11 protein-coding genes are annotated in these 17,130 nt (G+C 71.0%); 5 read left to right on the forward strand and 6 right to left on the reverse strand.

Going from position 1 to position 17,130, the window contains the following annotated elements; all coding sequences use genetic code 11:
- Positions 1-16: 16 nt before the first annotated feature.
- The 3 genes from IPH07_35730 to IPH07_35740 form a co-directional block, all read right to left on the reverse strand.
- Positions 17-4,033, reverse strand: a complete 4,017-nt coding sequence (locus IPH07_35730) for a protein kinase (protein MBK6922793.1) — start codon at positions 4,031-4,033, stop codon at positions 17-19.
- Positions 4,034-4,190: 157 nt separating this feature from the next.
- On the reverse strand, positions 4,191-5,258 hold the full coding sequence (locus IPH07_35735; GenBank protein ID MBK6922794.1) for a hypothetical protein: 1,068 nt from the start codon (positions 5,256-5,258) through the stop codon (positions 4,191-4,193).
- A 192-nt stretch (positions 5,259-5,450) separates the two neighbouring features.
- Entirely contained in the window at positions 5,451-5,819 is a 369-nt protein-coding gene (locus IPH07_35740) for a helix-hairpin-helix domain-containing protein (protein ID MBK6922795.1), read from the reverse strand.
- Between the two features lie 201 nt (positions 5,820-6,020).
- Here IPH07_35740 and IPH07_35745 point away from each other — a divergent pair, with 201 nt between their 5' ends.
- The 5 genes from IPH07_35745 to IPH07_35765 all read left to right on the forward strand — a co-directional run bounded on the left by IPH07_35745 (position 6,021) and on the right by IPH07_35765 (position 11,253).
- Positions 6,021-6,641 (forward strand): hypothetical protein, encoded by a 621-nt coding sequence (locus IPH07_35745; protein MBK6922796.1) that lies wholly within the window; start codon positions 6,021-6,023, stop codon positions 6,639-6,641.
- A gap of 1 nt (position 6,642) precedes the next feature.
- Positions 6,643-7,428 (forward strand): hypothetical protein, encoded by a 786-nt coding sequence (locus tag IPH07_35750; protein MBK6922797.1) that lies wholly within the window; start codon positions 6,643-6,645, stop codon positions 7,426-7,428.
- Between the two features lie 86 nt (positions 7,429-7,514).
- Complete coding sequence (proC, locus tag IPH07_35755) at positions 7,515-8,336, forward strand: pyrroline-5-carboxylate reductase (protein MBK6922798.1); 822 nt, start codon at positions 7,515-7,517, stop codon at positions 8,334-8,336.
- Between the two features lie 110 nt (positions 8,337-8,446).
- Positions 8,447-8,779 (forward strand): hypothetical protein, encoded by a 333-nt coding sequence (locus IPH07_35760; protein MBK6922799.1) that lies wholly within the window; start codon positions 8,447-8,449, stop codon positions 8,777-8,779.
- Positions 8,780-8,793: 14 nt separating this feature from the next.
- Positions 8,794-11,253 (forward strand): TonB-dependent receptor, encoded by a 2,460-nt coding sequence (locus IPH07_35765; protein MBK6922800.1) that lies wholly within the window; start codon positions 8,794-8,796, stop codon positions 11,251-11,253.
- 36 nt (positions 11,254-11,289) lie between these two features.
- On the opposite strand, the gene IPH07_35770 is transcribed toward IPH07_35765, so the two are convergent.
- The 3 genes from IPH07_35770 to IPH07_35780 form a co-directional block, all read right to left on the reverse strand.
- Positions 11,290-11,904 carry a hypothetical protein gene (locus IPH07_35770; GenBank protein MBK6922801.1) on the reverse strand — a complete coding sequence of 205 codons (615 nt, stop codon included), beginning with the start codon at positions 11,902-11,904 and terminating at the stop codon, positions 11,290-11,292.
- Entirely contained in the window at positions 11,898-12,479 is a 582-nt protein-coding gene (locus IPH07_35775) for a sigma-70 family RNA polymerase sigma factor (GenBank protein MBK6922802.1), read from the reverse strand. Before IPH07_35775 ends, IPH07_35770 begins: the two co-directional genes overlap by 7 nt.
- A 147-nt stretch (positions 12,480-12,626) precedes the next feature.
- Positions 12,627-17,129, reverse strand: coding sequence for a hypothetical protein (locus IPH07_35780; protein ID MBK6922803.1), 4,503 nt, complete (start codon positions 17,127-17,129; stop codon positions 12,627-12,629).
- Between the last annotated feature and the right edge of the window lies 1 nt (position 17,130).

Consider the following 17,130-nt stretch of genomic DNA (forward strand, 5'->3'; position numbering starts at 1 on the left):
ACCCGACCGCAATCGGTCAGTCCTCGGGCGTGACCATGCGGTCGTCGCCGACCTCGGACATCGACGGATCGCGGATGAACGCGTTGCTCGACACCCGCACGATGCGGCCGTACTTGCTCAGCATCGCGAGATCGATCGTGTCGGCGTCGGCGACCACCGAGACGATCGGGAAGCGTACGTCCTGACGCGCGTAGTACTGCGTGACGTCGTCGGCATCCAGGCTCGGTAGCGCCAGCCACTGCGCGACGCGGGGATCGGAGGCGTCGTTGCCCCACGCACGCACGCGCTCGGGCACGTAGCGCTCGGGCACGCGCTCGCTGCGGAAGTCGAGCTCGAGGTTGCGGCGGAGCATCGCGAAGTCGTCGGCGTTGGGGCGCGCGCGCACGGCCGCTAGCGCTCCATCGAGCGCCTGCGCGAGGTGATCGGCCGCGCAGCGGTAGCCGAGCCCGATCGCGAGCGGCGACTCCATCGACCACCGCACGCGATACGACGCGTACTCTGGCTCGAGCGCGGGGTCGGTCCGATCGGTCCGCAGCCACGCGATCTGCTCGTGCATGTGGGCCGCCAGGACGTCGTGGCGCGTGCTCGCCGTCCACGGCAGCGCGACGCGGATGCTGACGTCGGTGCGGTGGGGATCGTCGAACAGGAACACCGTCGGCTCGGTGAGCTCGCGGAAGCGCGGCCCCGTGATGGTGCCGCCGCGCCGACCCAGCGCCGGCGGCAGCGCGGCGCGGAACCCCGCGGGATCGGGCCCGACGTAGAGAATGTCGGGGTCGCGCTGCCGCAGCTCGTGCAACGCCCGTGGTAGCTCGCGCTCGCCGCGATGACGCAGGGCGGTGTCGTCGGGCAGCTGCGCGTCGATGCCGTGCTCACCCCGTAGCGCGTGGACGTGGAACATCAGCGCGCGCGCGACCTCGTCGGCCCGCAGATCACCGCGGCGCTGCAGCGTCCAGTCGAGGTGGCTGCGCACGTCGGCCGCGGATGACTCGCGCTCGTACAGCCACTCGCGCAGCACCGGCATCGCGGCCGCGAAGGTGTCGGCGCTGCCGACCACGTCGACGTAGGTCGCGTCGGTGCTGCACTCGACGTCGGGCTCGATGCTGCTGATCGGCATCGCCGACAGGTGCGCGACCATGGCGTCGCAGGCCCACGGATCCTCGCGCGTGCCGACCGGGAACACCCAAGAGGCGCGGAACAGGGGCCCGTCGGCGCGCGTGGTGATGACGCGGCCCTTGCCGTGCGGCGAGCTCTCGAAGTGCGAGCCCTCGACCAGGAATCGCGGCTCCATCGGGGTCGCAGGTGCGTCGATGAGCGACTGCGCGAACGGGCTGTGCTTGCCCAAGGCGGGCTCGTGCGGCAGCGACGGCAGTGCGGGTGGTTCGACGCGCCAGACCTTGCCGGGGTTGCGGTGCACGACGACGTAGCCCTGCGCGAGCAGCCGCTTGGCGGCGGCCACCAGGCGCTCGCGCGCGGGCATCGGGCCCGCGAGCTGCTCGGCCACGTCGTGCCACGGTCGGTGCTGCACGAACGATTCCGAGATCACGTGCACCAGCGCCTGCGTGCTGCGGGCCCAGTGGTTGCGCACGAGCGACGCGCGGGCCATGGCGCGCTCCCATCGCGGCTCCGAGATGGTGTCGTTGGCGATCGCTTGCAGCCCCTCGATCGCGACCCGCTCGGCTTCCTCGGTGGTCTGGCGGGGTCCGGGGAACACACCGATGTTGAACTGCCCGGCGTTGCCGAGGATCGTGCCGCCCCCGAGATCGGCATCGTCGAAGCGCGCGCCGAGCAGGCCGCCGGGCCCCGGCAATGCCTGATCGAGCGCGAGCAGATCGGCGTACTCGGGTGAGCCGTACGGCGGTGCAGCCCAGCCCAGGTGCGCCAGCGGTGGCCCGGCGTCTTCGACCTTGATCACCGTGCGCGGCTGCTGCAGCGGTCGCAACACCGGCGGCGACGCGCGGATCGGAGCCGGCTCCCACGCGCCGAAGTACTGCTCGATCACGGGCAGCGCTTCGTTCGGCGTGATGTCACCGACCAGCACGATCGCGGTGTTGTTGGGGCGATAGTAGTCGGCGTAGAACTGCCGCACCTCGGCCAGCGGGGCCTGGGCGACCTTGGCGATCTCGGCCTCGGGATCCTCGAGCACGCCGGTCGCGGCCGCGATCGCGCGATCGAGCTCGAGGTACGCCCGCGAGCCCTCGGTGCGCCAGCCCAGGAACTCGAGCTGCTCGGAGCAGGCGCCGAGAAAGTTGCGGAAGTTGGGGTGCTGCAGGGTCTCGGCCGCCAGCGCGGCCCACGACGCAAAGCGAGCGCGCGGCACCTGGATCGAGATCTCGGTGCCACCCCCGAGCGTGGTGGTGGGATCGCGACTGCCCAGGGCCATCGACGCGCCCATGTACTCGTCGCCGCCGACCAGCCCCGTGCTCGAGGCCTCGGCGGCCGCGACCGCGCGCAACATCGCGTCGCGTCCGCGTACGTCCTCGACGCGCGGCAGCTTCTCCAGCAGGGTGTGCTGCAGCACCAGCTGAGGCAGCTCGATCGCGGGGTCGAGCACGCCGAGGCGGGGGCCGCCGTGCAGCACCGCCTGCAGCGTGAGCGCGGCGATGCCCCGCTGCTGCGGCCCCTCCTCGGGTGCGCCGGCGCGCACGATCAACGCGGTCGAGACGAACGGCTCGAGCGGGCGGTGCACGACGTAGACGGTCAAGCCGTTGCGCAAGCGGTGCAGCGTGACGCCGGTGGGATCGCCCGGCAGCGGCTCGGCCACGACCGGCGGCAGATCGGAGGCTGCGACGATCTCCGCCCACGCGTCGGGCCCGGCGGCTGGGCTGGGCGTGCTGGTGTCGTCGATTGCGAGCTCGGCCGGCGCCGCGTTCTGCCGCCCGTGCAGCGACGCGTAGCCGCCCGCGCTCGCGACCGCGAGCAGGGCCGCGCTCGCGACCAGCCACCGCGCCGAGCTCCGACCGGGGCGGGTCGCAGCGTCGCGCAGCGCGGTCAGCAGCTCGCGCATCGAATCGAAGCGCTGATCGGGCTCGCGCTCGAGCCCGCGCAGCAGCGTGCGCTCGACGCCCGTCGGCACTTCGCGTCGTCGCGGCAGCGCCTGCGCGGCGGTCTTGCGACGCAGGTTCTCGGTCAGCTCCGTATAGGTCGAGCCCGCGAACGGACGACAGCCGTAGAGCGCCTCGAACAGCGCCACGCAGAACGAGAACTGATCGCTGCGGGCGTCGGGCTCGGCACGCTCGAGCTGCTCCGGGGCCATGTACGCCGGCGTGCCGACGACCGTGCCGGTGCGCGTGATGTCGACGTCCAGCAACGCGCTTGCGGACGACGAGGGCGACGGCATGTCGCGCGTGGTGCCGAGCAGATCGGTGACCGCACGTGCGAGCCCGAAGTCGAGCACGCGCGGCCGGCCGTCGCGGCCCACGAGCACGTTGTCGGGCTTGAAGTCGCGGTGCACGATGCCCTCGGCGTGGGCGGCCACCAGGCCCTCGCCGGCGCGCAGATACATCTCGAGCACTTCGCGCCACGATCGCTTGCCCGAGGCCCGCCACGCCCGCAGGGTCTCGCCGCGCACGAGCTCCATCGCCATGAACACCTGGTCGCGCTCCTGGCCGACCTCGTAGACGTGCACGACGTTGGGGTGCGACAGCCGTGCGGTGGCCTGGGCCTCGCGGAGCAATCGCTGGCGACCGACCGAGCCGGGCATGAGATCCGCTCGCAGGATCTTGATCGCAACCGGCCGATCGAGCTCGTCGTCGTGCGCCGAGTAGACCAGGCCCATGCCGCCGGTGCCGATGCGCTCGATGATGCGATAGCGGCCGACCGCCACCGGCTCCTCGCTCCAACCGAGCAGGTTGCGTCGCGCCCGCGCCAGCAGCACCCGCGACTCGAGTCCGTCGGCGGCCGTGACCTCGACGATCGCCGGGGCATCGGGATCGAACGCGTCCTCGTCGCCGGGCGCCCCGGGATCGTCGGGCTCGGCGCGCCCGCCCAGCTCGGGGAGCGCGACGGTGTCGAGATCGTGGGGCTCGGTCGTCATGCCTGCACCGGGGGCGGGCCGACGCCTTGGCGAATGCCGGCGCCGCTGCGAGCCGATCCCACCCCGTAGTCCCATCAGTTTCCCACAGCCGGGCGGGGTTCCCGGGGCCCGTGCACAGCGGTCCGAAACGTCGTCCCTGCGCCGGTCTGCGCCGGCATCAGCGACAGAGATCGCCGCGGTCGGTCAGACCCGCGCCGTCGATCGTGAACAGCTTGGGCACCGCGGTCGCGGCGGGCGAGGCCGGCGTCGCGGCGGGCGCAGCCGGAGTCGCGGCGGGTTCGCTCGGCGCGGGTGTCTCCGTGGGGGTCGCCGGCGCCTCGTTCTCCCAGCCACCATCGTCGTCGCCCCAGTCGTCACCACCCGCGGTCGCATCGCCGCCGTCGGTGTCGTGGCCGCCCTCGGTCGCGCCACCTTGGGTGGGATCGACACCGCCGCCGCTGCCCTGCGCGAACGCGGGCGCGAGATCGCGGGTCTTGTAGCTGATGACCACGGTGTTCGACTTGCGACCAGCCGGTGCGGTGATGCGAGTGCGGGCGGGCAACACCACGTCGCCGTGGCGCTCGAGCTCCTCGTGGGCGAGCGTCCACAGCAACGGACCGCGCGAACCATCGGCGCCGCGTCGCCACAGCTTGCCACCGACGAAGCGCCACGCGTCGCCCTGCGGTACGAAGTTCAGCTGCTCCACGAAGCGATCGTTGGCGACGACGAGCGCCTCGAAGCCGCCTTCGGCGTCCCAGCGCTGCTCGAGCGTGGTGCGGGGCTCGGCGATCACCGGCGCACCGCCGAGCACCAGCGCGGTCAGATCGTCGCCGTCCAGTGCGACACCCAGCAGGGCCTCGATCGCGCACGCCGACGGCGGCCCGTGGTAGAAGCCGCTCGGGAACGCATCGAGCTTGTAGCGCAGCGCGTAGCCCTGCTCGGTGAACGACAGCGTCACCAGCTCGTTGCCCGAGACCTGCACGCTGCCGCGGAAGCGGGCCGGCGCCTGGGCCACGAACGCGAGGTTGCCCCGCATCACGCGATTGGCCACGACCTTGGCCTCGGGCACCGCGATGGCCTCGAGCTGTCGCGCGGTGCTGGCCAGCAGCAGCGCCTGCGCGGGCGCTTGGCCGGGCGCATAGGGGGCTCGGATGTTGCGATGCCCGCACGAGGCCATCACGAGCACGGCGAGTGCCACGAGCGCGTGTCGCAGCGACGATGGATTCGAGCGGGCAGGGCGACGCACGGGCGGCAACACTACCACTGCCCGAGGCGCCGGCTTCGTCGCCGACGTCGTGCCCGCCGCTTTGCGCGGGCCCTCGCCCCCGGTCGACACGACGTGCACGGCGCGACCCTAGTGCGCGCGCGAGCGATCGCTCGCACGCGCCGGGCCGTGGACGTGCGCACGCACGCCGACCGGGGGCGCTGCGGCAGTGCGTCAAGTTTCCTCGGTCGAAGGGGTCGCGATCCGCAGGGTCGTCTCGCCGTCGACGATGATGTACGGGCGGATGCGATCGTAGGTCTTGCGACCGATGCCCTTGACGCGCATGAGCTGGCTGGCGTGGGAGACCGCCTTCTTCTTCACGAACTCGACGATGCGCGCGGCGGTGGTGGGGCCGATGCCGGGCAACAGCTCGAGCTGCTCGATGCTGGCGGTGTTGACGTTGACCTCGCCCTCGAGCGGCGGTGCGAGCAACGCCGCGGGCACCGGCGTGGGCGCGGCCGCTGCGGTGATCGGCAGACCCAGGCACAGCAGCAGCACGGCGCGTCGGAGGGTGCGGTGGTGGAGACGGTGGATGGCGTTCATGCGGCCGCGCATCAGCACGCGCCGCGCCGCACGAGCACGATCGCCGTGATCTGCGTGTGATCTCGGGCCCGCACGTCACGCCACGCACGGGCGTGGCTCCGGCCATGCGCGGCCATCGGCGGCCGATCGGGCCGCGCATGGCCGAAATGGGCCACAAGACCGGTCGCGCCCCTGGGCATCCGTTGTATCCTCCGCCGGTCCATGTCGCGTCTCGCGCCCGCGGTGCTCGCCCTGCTCGTCCTTGCCGGCTGCAAGGCCAAGATCGGCGATCCCTGCCAGGTCAGCACCAACTGCAGCCTGACCGGCACGCGCATCTGCGATCTGTCCCACCGCATCGACGGCAACGGCAACCCCACGCCCAGCGGCAGCGGCGAGTGCACCGTCGAGTCGTGCGGTGTCGACAACTGCCCGAAGGAAGCCGAGTGCGTGAAGGTCTACGGCAGCGACTTCCTCACGGTCGCCTGCGATCCCGAACGTGAGGATCGCGTGGTCGCGCGACCGCAGTCGTGCGGCGTCGACGAGTGCCCCGACGCCGACACCGACGGTCCCGAGCTGCCCGAGTGCCTGACCGACGACGACGGGCAGTGTGTGTTCGCGCCGCTCGACGAGTGCAACCCCAACGAGGTGTGCCTGCCCGAGGGTCTGTGCGCCGACGAGATCACCGCGCGCACCAGCTGCCGCCGTCGCTGCAAGAAGGACGGCGACTGTCGCAGTGGCTACGAGTGCGTCAGCACCGGCGCCCGCGGCATCTACCCCGCGCCGGATCCCGACCATCCGGGCGACCCCCGCGACGTGAAGATCTGCGTGCCCAAGAGCTTCTGACGTGGCCGCGGACCTCGACGAGCTCCTCGCGAGCGTGCGCGCGCTGCTGCAGGAGCACTCGCAGGAGCCCGAGGCACGGCCCGAGGGCGAGGGCAACTTTCGCTGCGTCGACTGTCAGGGCTGCAACGACTGTCGCTTCTGCAACGGCTGTACGCGCTGCCTCGACTGCACCTACTGCGACGCGTGCGTCGGCTGCACCGGGTGCACGCAGAGCCGCGGCTGCAACGATTGCCAGGGCACCTCGCACAGCCAGTACGCGCGAGCATGCGATCAGTGCTCGTACGTGACGTTGTGCGTGGGCTGTGAGAGCTGCGTGCACTGCTTCGGCTGTGTTGCCATGAGCGGCGCCGAGTTCTGCATCGCCAACGTCAAGTACAGTCGGCGCGAGTACCAGACCAAGGTCGCCGAGCTGCGCGTCGAGCTCGATCGACGCATGGCCGCGGGTTGGCGACCCGAGTGGCTGACCGATGGGGCCGACGACGACGCAGATGACGACGCGTCTGCACCCGAGCACGACGCGCCGCCGGACGACGCGAACCTCGACGACGACGATGACGCGCCCGAGCGCGCCGCTGCTCCGGTGGCCCAGCCGCGATCGGAGCCCGTGCGATCGGAGCCCGTGCGATCGGAGCCCGTGCGATCGGAGCCCGTGCGATCGGAGCCGCGCGCCGCAGGGCCCTCGGTCACGCGCCCGTCCCGGCCGATGCGTGCCGAGGCGCCGGCGGGCCCCACGACCACGGCCAAGCCACCGAGCGTGGTCGCGGCCCGACGACCGCGACGGGGATGATCCACACGCGGTCGACCGCGTCGCGGATCTTGCAGCCCGGACCTGGGCCCGGACCTGCGGTGTGAATCCGTGGTAACGCAGGGCCCATGGAGAGGCTGGCGATCCTCGGTTGCGGCACCATGGGCGAGGCGATCCTCGGCGGCCTGCTGCACGAAGGTGTGTTCACGCGCGAGCACGTGACCGCGACGGTGCGCCGGGCCGAGGCCGCCGCGCGCCTGCACCAGGCCCACGGCATCGGCACCACGCTCGACAACGTGGCGGCCTGCGCCGGCGCCGACGTGGTGCTGGTGAGCGTCAAGCCGCAGTTCATGGCCGAGCTGCTCGACGACGATCGCATGCGTGCGGCGCTCGACAACAAGCTGTTGGTGAGCATCGCAGCTGGCGTGCGACTGCCGAGCATCGACGCCTGGCTGCCCACGACCAAGCTCATCCGCGCGATGCCCAACACGCCGTGCCTGATCAGTCGCGGGATGACGGTGCTCGCCGCGGGCCCGCGCGCCGGCGCCGACGAGCTCGAGCTCGCGCGGCGCATGTTCGCTGCGGTCGGCCGCGTGATCGAGCTCGAGGACAAGCACATGGACGCCGTCACCAGCCTGAACGGCAGCGGCCCCGCGTTCGCGTACGTCATGCTCGAGGCGATGGCCGACGGCGGCGTGATGATGGGCCTGCGCCGCGACGTCGCACTCGAGATCGCGGCGTCGGTGTTCCTCGGCGCGGCGTCGATGGTGCTCGACACCAAGCTGCACCCCGCCGCGCTCAAGGATCAGGTCACCACGCCGGCCGGCAGCACCATCGCGGGGCTGCTGACGATGGAGGACGGACGCATCCGCTCGGTGCTCGCGCGCACGATCCAAGAGGCGACCAAGGTCGCCGCGTCGCTCGGGGCCCCGAAGGGCTCTGCCACCTGAGGTCGTCGCACCCGATCGGCGTCTGCGTGCGCCACTGAACGACGGCGCAGCGCCCGAGGACCGCACGAAACTTGCGAGCCTGCGCGCGCGCACGGGATCATGGGCCGGTCTTGATTCGACTGGTGCGCAGCTTGATCGCGATCGCCGCGATCGGAGCGCTCGTGTGGTGCTCGTTCCACGTGCCCATCGGGCGCCGGACGTTCTCGGAGCACGTCGATCGCATCGGCGCCACGCCCGAGGCCAAGGAGCTCATCGACTCCACGCGCCACGCGGTCACGCCGGCCCTCGAGGACGCCACCGATCGCATGCTCGGCGAGTACGTCGAGGCCGCGACCGCGCCGGTCGATCCGCGCCATGCCCGGCCACCACAGCCGGCCGGTGCGATCACACCGGCGCGCACGGCTGCCGGGCCGCCGCCCCGCGGTCGCCTGCCGTCGCAGTGATATGCTGCGCGCCGGTGTCATGGGTGGCCCTCATCGTGGCGCGGCTGGTGCTCGCGCATGCGACGAGCGAGCCGTCGTCACCGCCCGAGGACCCGCCCACGACCGCCGGTGCGGAGGCGGGCGCCGCGACGGTGGTCCCGAGCGAGGCTGCCGCGCCCGAGGGCCCCACCGACCTCGCCCGCATCCGCGGCCGCATCATGACGCTCGGCGAGCGCTCGCCCGTCTCCGGCGCGCGCATCATCCCCCGCGACGGCCGCGAGCCGGCGACGAGCGGCGACGATGGCTCGTTCACCTTGCCGCTGGGTGCGGGCCAGCACCGCTTGATCATCCGCGCGGCAGGCTACGAGGACTTCGAGGTGACGGTCGAACTCTCGCGCAACCAGGAGCGCGAGTTCGAGTACCGCATGATTCCGACCATCGACGACAAGCGCTATCGCACGATCGTGCGACAGCGCCGCGAGATCGCACTCTCCGCCACGACGCTGCGCGAAGAGGAGATCCGCGCGGTCGCGGGCACCGGCGGCGATCCGCTCCGCGTCGTCAATAGCCTGCCGGGTGTCTCGCAGCTGTCGGGCCTGCTGCCGTACGTGGTCGTGCGCGGCGCGGCGCCGGGCAACACCGGCTACTACCTCGATGGCGCGCGCGTGCCAGTGCTGTTCCACCTCGCGCTGGGGCCGTCGATCTTGCATCCGTACTTCATCGATGCGGTCGACTTCTATCCCTCGGGGGCGCCGGCGCGACTGGGGCGATTCATCAGCGGCATCGTCGAGGCGCGCACCCGGCCGTCGCGGCGCGATCGCGTGCATGGCGACGTCGAGGTGCGGCTCACCGACGCCGGCGGCTTGCTCGAGATCCCGGTCAACCGCGGCTGGCTACCCAACTGCCACGCCAAGCGGCGGCTGGCGTGCAAGCGCGGCCCGGGCAAGGGCGCGCTCACGCTCGCGGGCCGCTACAGCTACACGGGCGCGCTGCTCACCGTGGTGCAGTCGGCGGCGCGCATCCAGTTCTGGGACTACCAGGCGCGCTTCGATCACCGGATCGCGCCCAACGCCGACTTCATCGCGTTCGCCTACGGCAGCTACGACGACGTCGGACAGAAGGCCACCGTCGACCAGAACGGCGTGCGGCAGCCGAAGCGGTCGTTCGTGCGCTACTACTTCCATCGGCTCGACTTCCGCGTGCGCCAGCGGCTGCGCAACGAGGGCAGCGCCACGTATGCCGTGGTGTTCGGGCTCGATCAATCGGGCTTCACTGCCGGCGACACCACGTCGAACAGCTACCGCACCAACGAGTGGCGCATCGCGCCGCGCATCGACGTGCGGGTGCCGATCAACGATCGCGTCGCCATCGGTGTCGGTCTCGATCAGGAGTTCCAGATCTTCCGGCTCGCCAATCAGATCGTCGACACCGATCAGATCAACCTCGAGGACATCTCGCTGCTGTTCAGCGAGCGGACGGTGTCGGCGACCGCGGGCTACATCGAGGCGCTGATCTCCAAGGGCGGCTTCGAGATGCGGCCGGGGCTCCGCCTCGACACGTATCTGCAGGTCGGCAACAGCCCGTACCTACCGAATGCCCGCGGGGTCACGCACGCGGTCGGTGTCGATCCGCGCATCACCTTTCGCGAGAAGGTCGCAAAGCGCTGGACGTTGCGGCAGGCGGTCGGGATGTACCACCAGCCACCGACCTTCCCGATCCCGGTGCCGGCGATCGAGTCGTTCGGCTTCGAGCGCGGCCTGCAGCGCAACGTGCAGGCCTCGTTCGGCTACGAGGTCGAGCTGCTGCCATCGCGCCTGAGCCTGGTGCAGGAGGCCTACGGTGGCTACCTCAGCAACCTGCAGGACTACGACCTCGGCGCGGCCTCCTCGGGTGCGTCGGTCGCAGAGCTCGAGGACATCATCACCAGCGTCGACGGCTGGGCCTACGGGCTCGAGACCATGCTGCGGCTCTCACCCGAGCTGCGCATGTTCGGCTGGGCCGCGTACACGCTCTCGCGCTCCGATCGCGACTATCACGTCGGTGGTCGCGCGCCGTCGAGCTGGGATCAGCGGCACATCGTCAACCTCGTGCTCGGCTATCGCATCAGCCACAAGTGGAACGTCGGCGGTCGCGTGCACTACCACACCGGTCGACCATGGACCGCGCCGGTCGGCAATCAGACCAGCGAAGAAGCGGCCACGCAGAACCGCAACAACGCCCGCATGGCGCCGTTCTTCCAGCTCGACCTGCGGGTCGAACGCAGCTGGCGCTACCCCAGCTGGCAGCTCGACGTCTTCCTCGACATCAACAACGCGACCTACTCCTTCGACACCATCGCGTGCACCGACGGCCGCAGCAACCCGCTGCCGGGGGGCTTTCGCATCGCGCAGCTGGCCTTGGCCGCGCAGACCGACCCCAGTCGCGGCGTCGCGAAGTGTACCGCCCAGGGCCTGCGCTACACGCTGCCGACGTTGGGCGTGCGCGGCCGATTCTGACGCGCGCCCTCGCCTCGCGTTCGCGCGAGCGGAGCGTCAGCGCAGGCCGGCGCCGCGCTGCGTGAGCTCCCACGCCACGAAGGTGCGAAAGCCCGCCAGCTGCATGCCGCCGGTGCCCTCGGCCATGCGCGTGACCGCGGCGGTGAGCTGCGCGTCGGAGAGCCGCTGCTGCCACTGCGGATCGTCGACGCTGAAGACCGCGGCGGCCGCGGGATCCGAGCCGGCACCACCATGCTCGTGGCACGGCGCGCACTGTTGGTGCAGCAGGGTGCCGGCGTCGTCGCGCAACGCGGCGACCTCGTCGTCGCCCAGCGCCGCGATCTGCTGCAGCGCCTGCTCCTGCTGCGACTGCAGTCGTACCAGCCCGAGCGCGAGCACGACCGCGGCGGCGATGGCGGTCATGCCGATCCAGAATCCGGTTTGGAATCCGGTTTGGGTTCCGGTCTGCAAGCGACCGGCGTTGCGACGCGCACGCTCCCGTCGGGCCTCGACCAGGCGTCGGGCCTCGACCTCGGTGGCGCGGTCGACCTCGTCGTCGCCCTCGAGCCAGCGCGACAGCACGCCGTCGGCGAAATCGTCGGGCACGTCGGGCTCGGCCCACGCGCGCAGGTGCTCGCGCTCGTCCGCGCGCAGCTCGTCGTCGTTCAACATTCGCCCTCCTCGCCGAGCACCTCACGCAAGCGCGCGCGTGCCCGAGACAGTCGCGATTTCACGGTGCCGATGTCGATGCCGAGCGCCTCGGCGATGTCGGCGTAGTCGAAGCCATGCAGCTCGCGCAGCAGGAATGCCGCACGAAACGGTGGCGAGAGCGATTCGACGGCCGCCTGCACGCCCTGGCCGACGATCTCGGCGTCGCGGGCGAGGTCGGCATCGGCCGGCCATGCGTCGATGGTGTCGGAGCTGATGGCACCGGGCCGGCGGCGCAGCTCGTTGAGCGCCAGGCGCGTCGCGATCGTCAGCAGCCAGGTCGAGAACTTCGCTCGGCCATCCGAGGTGTAGCGGGGCAGTGCTCGGAAGGCGCGCAAGAAGGTCTCCTGCGCGAGGTCCTCGACGATCTGCGTGCGGCCGCTGGGCAGCAGCACGCCGCGGATCTGCGAGAACACGGCCCGCTCATAGCGACGCACGAGCGCGCGGGCGGCCGATCGATCACCTGCGCACGCGGCCGCGACGGTCGCCGACTCGTCGCGGGGCCACGGGGCCGCAGGTCCGGATCCAGGGTTCGCCATCCGCGGGTGCATCTCACACCCTGGCCGGGGGTGTTGTTCCAGCAACCCACGAGAACGTCGCTGGGGCCCAAGAGGACCACGAATGGCGGCCCATCGGCCACGCAGCGCGAGGGCCGCCCAGCGCCCGTACGAGCGCTCGGCGGCGCGTCAGAACTCTTCGTCCTCGGCCGGCGGCTGCGCGTCCGCCCCCTCGCCCGGCAGCGTCAGGAAGTCGTCCGGCAGCAACCACAAGAGCGGGTCGAACTCCGGCTCGGCCGGGGGCAGCACGGCGGCGGGGTTCTCGGACCACGGCTGTAGCGGCCATGTCGAGGGATCGAACTCGGCGGGGGCCTGTTGCTGCGTGATCAGCTCCTGGGCGCGGAGCTGCTGGGCCTCCTCGAAGGTCGGCAGCTCGACCTCGGTGTCCGGCAGCGCATCTTCGGTGCGGGCGCGCTTGATGGTCTGGAAGAACTCCGCGAGCGCTTCGCGGATCGTCGGCGACTCGCCGAGCTCGGGGCTCACGTCGCCACCCCAGCTGGTGCGCACCTGCACGCGGAGGATCGAAGGATCTTCGATCTGCGACGGGAGCTCGCGGCATGCCTCTTCGAACTGCCGCTCGAGATCGCTGAAGTCGGGCTCGAGCGGCGGGATGCCGACGTGTGGCGCGAAGCGTCGCACGGGGATCTGCACGAAGCCCTGCGACGGCGAGGTCACGTCGGGCGCGGCGAATCCCGAGACACCGCTGGCGCTGCCGTACTGGGCGCACAGCAACACCTCGAGGCTGTCCTGCTCACCGTGACCTTGCTTGTACGGGCCAGCCCCCGATGGCTCGGGCGCGAGCCGCTTGCGGGGATGGGATCGCGCCGCGCCGCCGTCGCCCGAAGGACCTTCGTCGTCGTCGTCGAGGCCACCGCCGGTGGGCGGCGGGCTGCCACCCGACGGCGACGGCGACAGCGTTGGCGCCGGCGCGGCCATGCGCTGCTCGAGCTCCATCACGAACTGCTCGAGCCGATGCTGCAGCCACATGAACGTCAACGGTGCCGACGCGGGCATCGCCGCGAGGTGGGTACCGAGATCGAACTGTCCCGCAGCATGGTTGGGCAGCGGATTCGAAGCGGCGTAGTCGTAGGGAAACACGACCTTGTCGAACTGCCCCGAGAGCGCGAGCTGGAGGATCTGTGCGAGGTCCTCTTCGATCCACTGCTTGTTCGCGTCGATCTCCGCATCCGAGAACGCAAAGCCGACCTGCCCGCTCGGCAGCTTGCAGGTGCGCAGGCCCACCGCGTTGGACTGACCGCGGATCACCGCTTGGCCGCCCATGCCGTAGCGCGCGCCGTTGTCACCGAAGACGAACAACCACCGCTGCACGCCCCACTGTGCAAAACGCCCGGGGTTCCACAGGAGCGCAGGATCCGAGGTGTCCCACAACACCACCGCGCGCGAGGTATCGAAGGGAAGCGACGGCGACGGGGCTTGTGAGAGCGGGGCCGGCTGCTGGGCGTCGGGCGATGGTGGCTCGAGCTGCGAGGCCGGCAGCGCGCCGCCGATGCCGACGAGTGCCTGCCAATGGAACTGGTTCTCGCAGTAGAGATTGACGAAGTCGAGCGGGTCACCACCCCACTGCACGTCGGTCTCCCAGGCAGCGGCGCCGGTCTGCACGAAGATGTGATAGCTCTGCCCGAACATGTGCGAGATGGCACTCAACAGAATGAGGTCGCCCCACGCATCGGGCTTGGCCATCTCGCGCAGGTACGTGTTCCAGTTGGTGCCAGCATAGGCGGCAACCCCGGGGAAGCCGGCGGCGTGCCACTGCAGGAGTTGATCGAGCGCGGTGCCCATCCCTTGCGGCGTCACGATCTCGCCTGCGATCATGGCGCGCAGGTGTGCGATGGCCTTGAGCCGCAGTCCGAGCGCACTGTGCCGTGAGACCCCGAGGTGGTGGAGCTGGCACAGGCTGTAGAGCAGGCAGGCACCGCCGCCGGGATTGTCGACCGCTTGCAATTCGTACGCGCCGAACAACGCACGTGCGGTGGGCTGCGCGGTGATCTCGGGTGGCGGCGCCGGTCGGAACACGCGCGAGCCCTGCAGCTCCATGTCGAGCAGGATCTTCCGCAGCGCCCCCGCCGACAGCGTCGAGGCGGCCTCCGGCAGTGGCGTGGTCTGTTCGTCGCTCGCGAGATCGGGCTGCGCCCGCAGGATCTCCTCGCCGAGGCGGGTCTCGTCGATGCCCTCTCCGATCTGCCGCAGACGCCCGAGGATCTCGGCGAACACGTCGCTTCCGCCCGAGTGTGCCAGCTGCTCGCGGAACGCCTCGAACAGCGGCGTGAAATCGGGTTGCGGCTCGGTGGGGCCCGTGAGCACGAAGTCGGCGAGCACGCCGTCGTGGTCGCTGAGCTCGTGCGCATCGTCGAGCAATTGCTGTGCCTGGGCGCGTGGCGTTGCGGAAGGGGGCGTGTGACGCAAGCTCGCGCCGAGATCGTCGTCGAGCTGATACGAGATGCTCACCAGCGGTGACGGGGGGTGGTAGACCGGCGTCTGCGGTGGCGAGAGATCGGGCGCCCGCGGCTCGCGATGCGGCAGGATCGCGCGCGTGGGGCTCACGATCTGCTGCTGACCGTGGATCAGCCTCGACCCGCGCCAGCCGAGCGTCGAGATCGCGACCAGCTTGTCGTAGGCGGCGTTGTGAAAGAAGAACCGCTTGCCGCCGCCGAGATCGACGAGCTTCGATCGCACCAGGCTGGTGCCGTCGCGGACGATGAGCTGCGGGTCGACGATCAGGCTCGGATCGCCCGTGAGCTCGGCGAGCCACGTGCGGCGCGTGGGCGCGGTGCCGTGCCAGTGCTCGACCGGCTGATCGAGCAGGGGCACGCGTGTGTCGACGTTGGTGTCCGACATGAAGATCGCCAGCCGCTTGCCCGACCGCATCGCCGCGGCATCGCGGGCGAAGCGGGGGAAATCGGTCGCACGGATCTCCGCATTGCCGGCCGACGGCGCCGGTGCGTGCCACGCGACGAACTCGACGTCGACACCCAGCGAGCGCTCGCGCAACGGCACCACGATCGGCGCACGCTTCGAGTACGACGGCAGGAAGTAGGGACGTGCATGGAAGGCGCGACCGTCCGGCAGGGCGTCGCCGGGGCCGTAGAACACGCGCCGGTTGTAGAAGATCCCGTAGGCCTCGTCGGCGGTGAAGAAGCGCGCGCAGAACTGCATCACCGGGCCACGCTCGGTCTTCTTCGCCGCGGCGTACTCGGTGACCTCCTTGCTCAGCAGGCGCAGGATCGGCAGCGGTGGCCACACGCCGTAGTCGAACTGGTCGGGTTCCTCGTCGGAGGCCTGGGCGCAGACCTGCTCGGCGATCTCGAGGAACTCGAGCAGGCCGGGGTAGCTGCCGCTGGCGCGCATCTCTTCGACCTGCGCTTGGTAGCGCTGCATCGCCTGCTCGTAGCGAGCCATGCGGATCTCGTACGCGCTGTTGAGCATCGCCCGCGCGAGCGCTTCGTCGTCGAACTCGTGCCAGTTCGAGGCCTGTCCGACGACGGCGCCGACCCGCGCGACCACCTCGCGGAGGATCTCTCGCACGACGCGGTGCAAGAACGTGGCGCGCACGCGCAGCGCCTGCTGGTCGCGCGTTGCGGCCTGCACGGCCTTCAGCACCGCTGCGATGGCCCGCCACACCTGCGCGTCCGCGTCGTCGGCAGGACACGGACTCGAGAGCAGCGTGGTCGCCCAGCTGTCGATCGCGGCGAGTCGCGGACTCAACCACGCCAGGTACGGCAGCATGATCGCCGGTGGCTTGGAGGTGAGGCCCTTCACCGCCGGCTGCGCGAGCACATGGGCGCGGAAGCTGGTGGGCGGTGCGTCCGCGCACTTCTTGAGCAGCTCGCGGATGTCGTCGGCCGGCAGCCGCGGCCACGGCGACGTGCGCGTGTCCCAGAGCGGCACGGTGCTCCAGTCGGCGACGCCGAGCCGCGCCACGGCCACCGCGTCGTCGCGCAGGGCGAGCACGCGAGCGCCGAGGCCGAAGCTCGGGTTCGTCATCACGTCGTGGTGCGCCGCGACCAATGCCGTGGCGAGCGTGCCGACGGGATCCCCTTCGAGGGCGGTGGTCTCGGCCGCCTTGTCCTTTTCGCCGATCTCCTTTGGGTCGACCTCGGGCTCGTCGTCGTGGGCGAGCGATGCCACCGCCGGCTCCCACGCGATGGTGGTGACGAGTGCGTAGACGAAGCTCGACAGCGTGCGAGCAAAATCCTCGCGCGGCGCACCTTGGCCTCGGAACAGCGGCCCGAAGCGCGTCGTGAACGGCTCGTGGCGGGTCGGCGTGGGTGCCATCGGTGGCTCCGGCCTCGCCGGCTGCTTGCCCGATTTCTTGAGCTCGAGCAGCGCGACCACATCGGCACGGCACTGCCAGATGATCCGCGCGATCGCCTGCTTCACCTCGGGCGGACGCTTGGGTCCGCGGCTGGGCCCGCCGCCCAGGTCTTGGATGTTCCACAACAACGCCCGCAGCGTGGGGTTCTCCGGCGGCGAGACCACCGACTCGCCTAGCCCCACGTGCAGATCGACGACCTGCAGCGAAGGTGACGGCGGCGGGCTCGGCTGCGCGCCGCCGCCGGTGTCGTCGTCGTCGCTCTCGCTCTCGCTCTCGCTACCGTTGGGATGCGGTGCCATC

The sequence above is a fragment of the Deltaproteobacteria bacterium genome (assembly GCA_016709225.1).
GTDB lineage: Bacteria > Myxococcota_A > Polyangia > Nannocystales > Nannocystaceae > Xiheibacterium > Xiheibacterium phototrophicum.

Excerpts from the sequence above, each read along its gene's own strand:
- IPH07_35730 (MBK6922793.1), bottom strand. The coding sequence starts at position 4,033 with ATGACGACCGAGCCCCACGATCTCGACACCGTCGCGCTCCCCGAGCTG.
- IPH07_35740 (MBK6922795.1), bottom strand. The coding sequence starts at position 5,819 with ATGAACGCCATCCACCGTCTCCACCACCGCACCCTCCGACGCGCCGTG.
- IPH07_35745 (MBK6922796.1), top strand. The coding sequence starts at position 6,021 with ATGTCGCGTCTCGCGCCCGCGGTGCTCGCCCTGCTCGTCCTTGCCGGC.
- proC (MBK6922798.1), top strand. The coding sequence starts at position 7,515 with ATGGAGAGGCTGGCGATCCTCGGTTGCGGCACCATGGGCGAGGCGATC.
- IPH07_35770 (MBK6922801.1), bottom strand. The coding sequence starts at position 11,904 with ATGTTGAACGACGACGAGCTGCGCGCGGACGAGCGCGAGCACCTGCGC.
- IPH07_35775 (MBK6922802.1), bottom strand. The coding sequence starts at position 12,479 with ATGGCGAACCCTGGATCCGGACCTGCGGCCCCGTGGCCCCGCGACGAG.
- IPH07_35780 (MBK6922803.1), bottom strand. The coding sequence starts at position 17,129 with ATGGCACCGCATCCCAACGGTAGCGAGAGCGAGAGCGAGAGCGACGAC.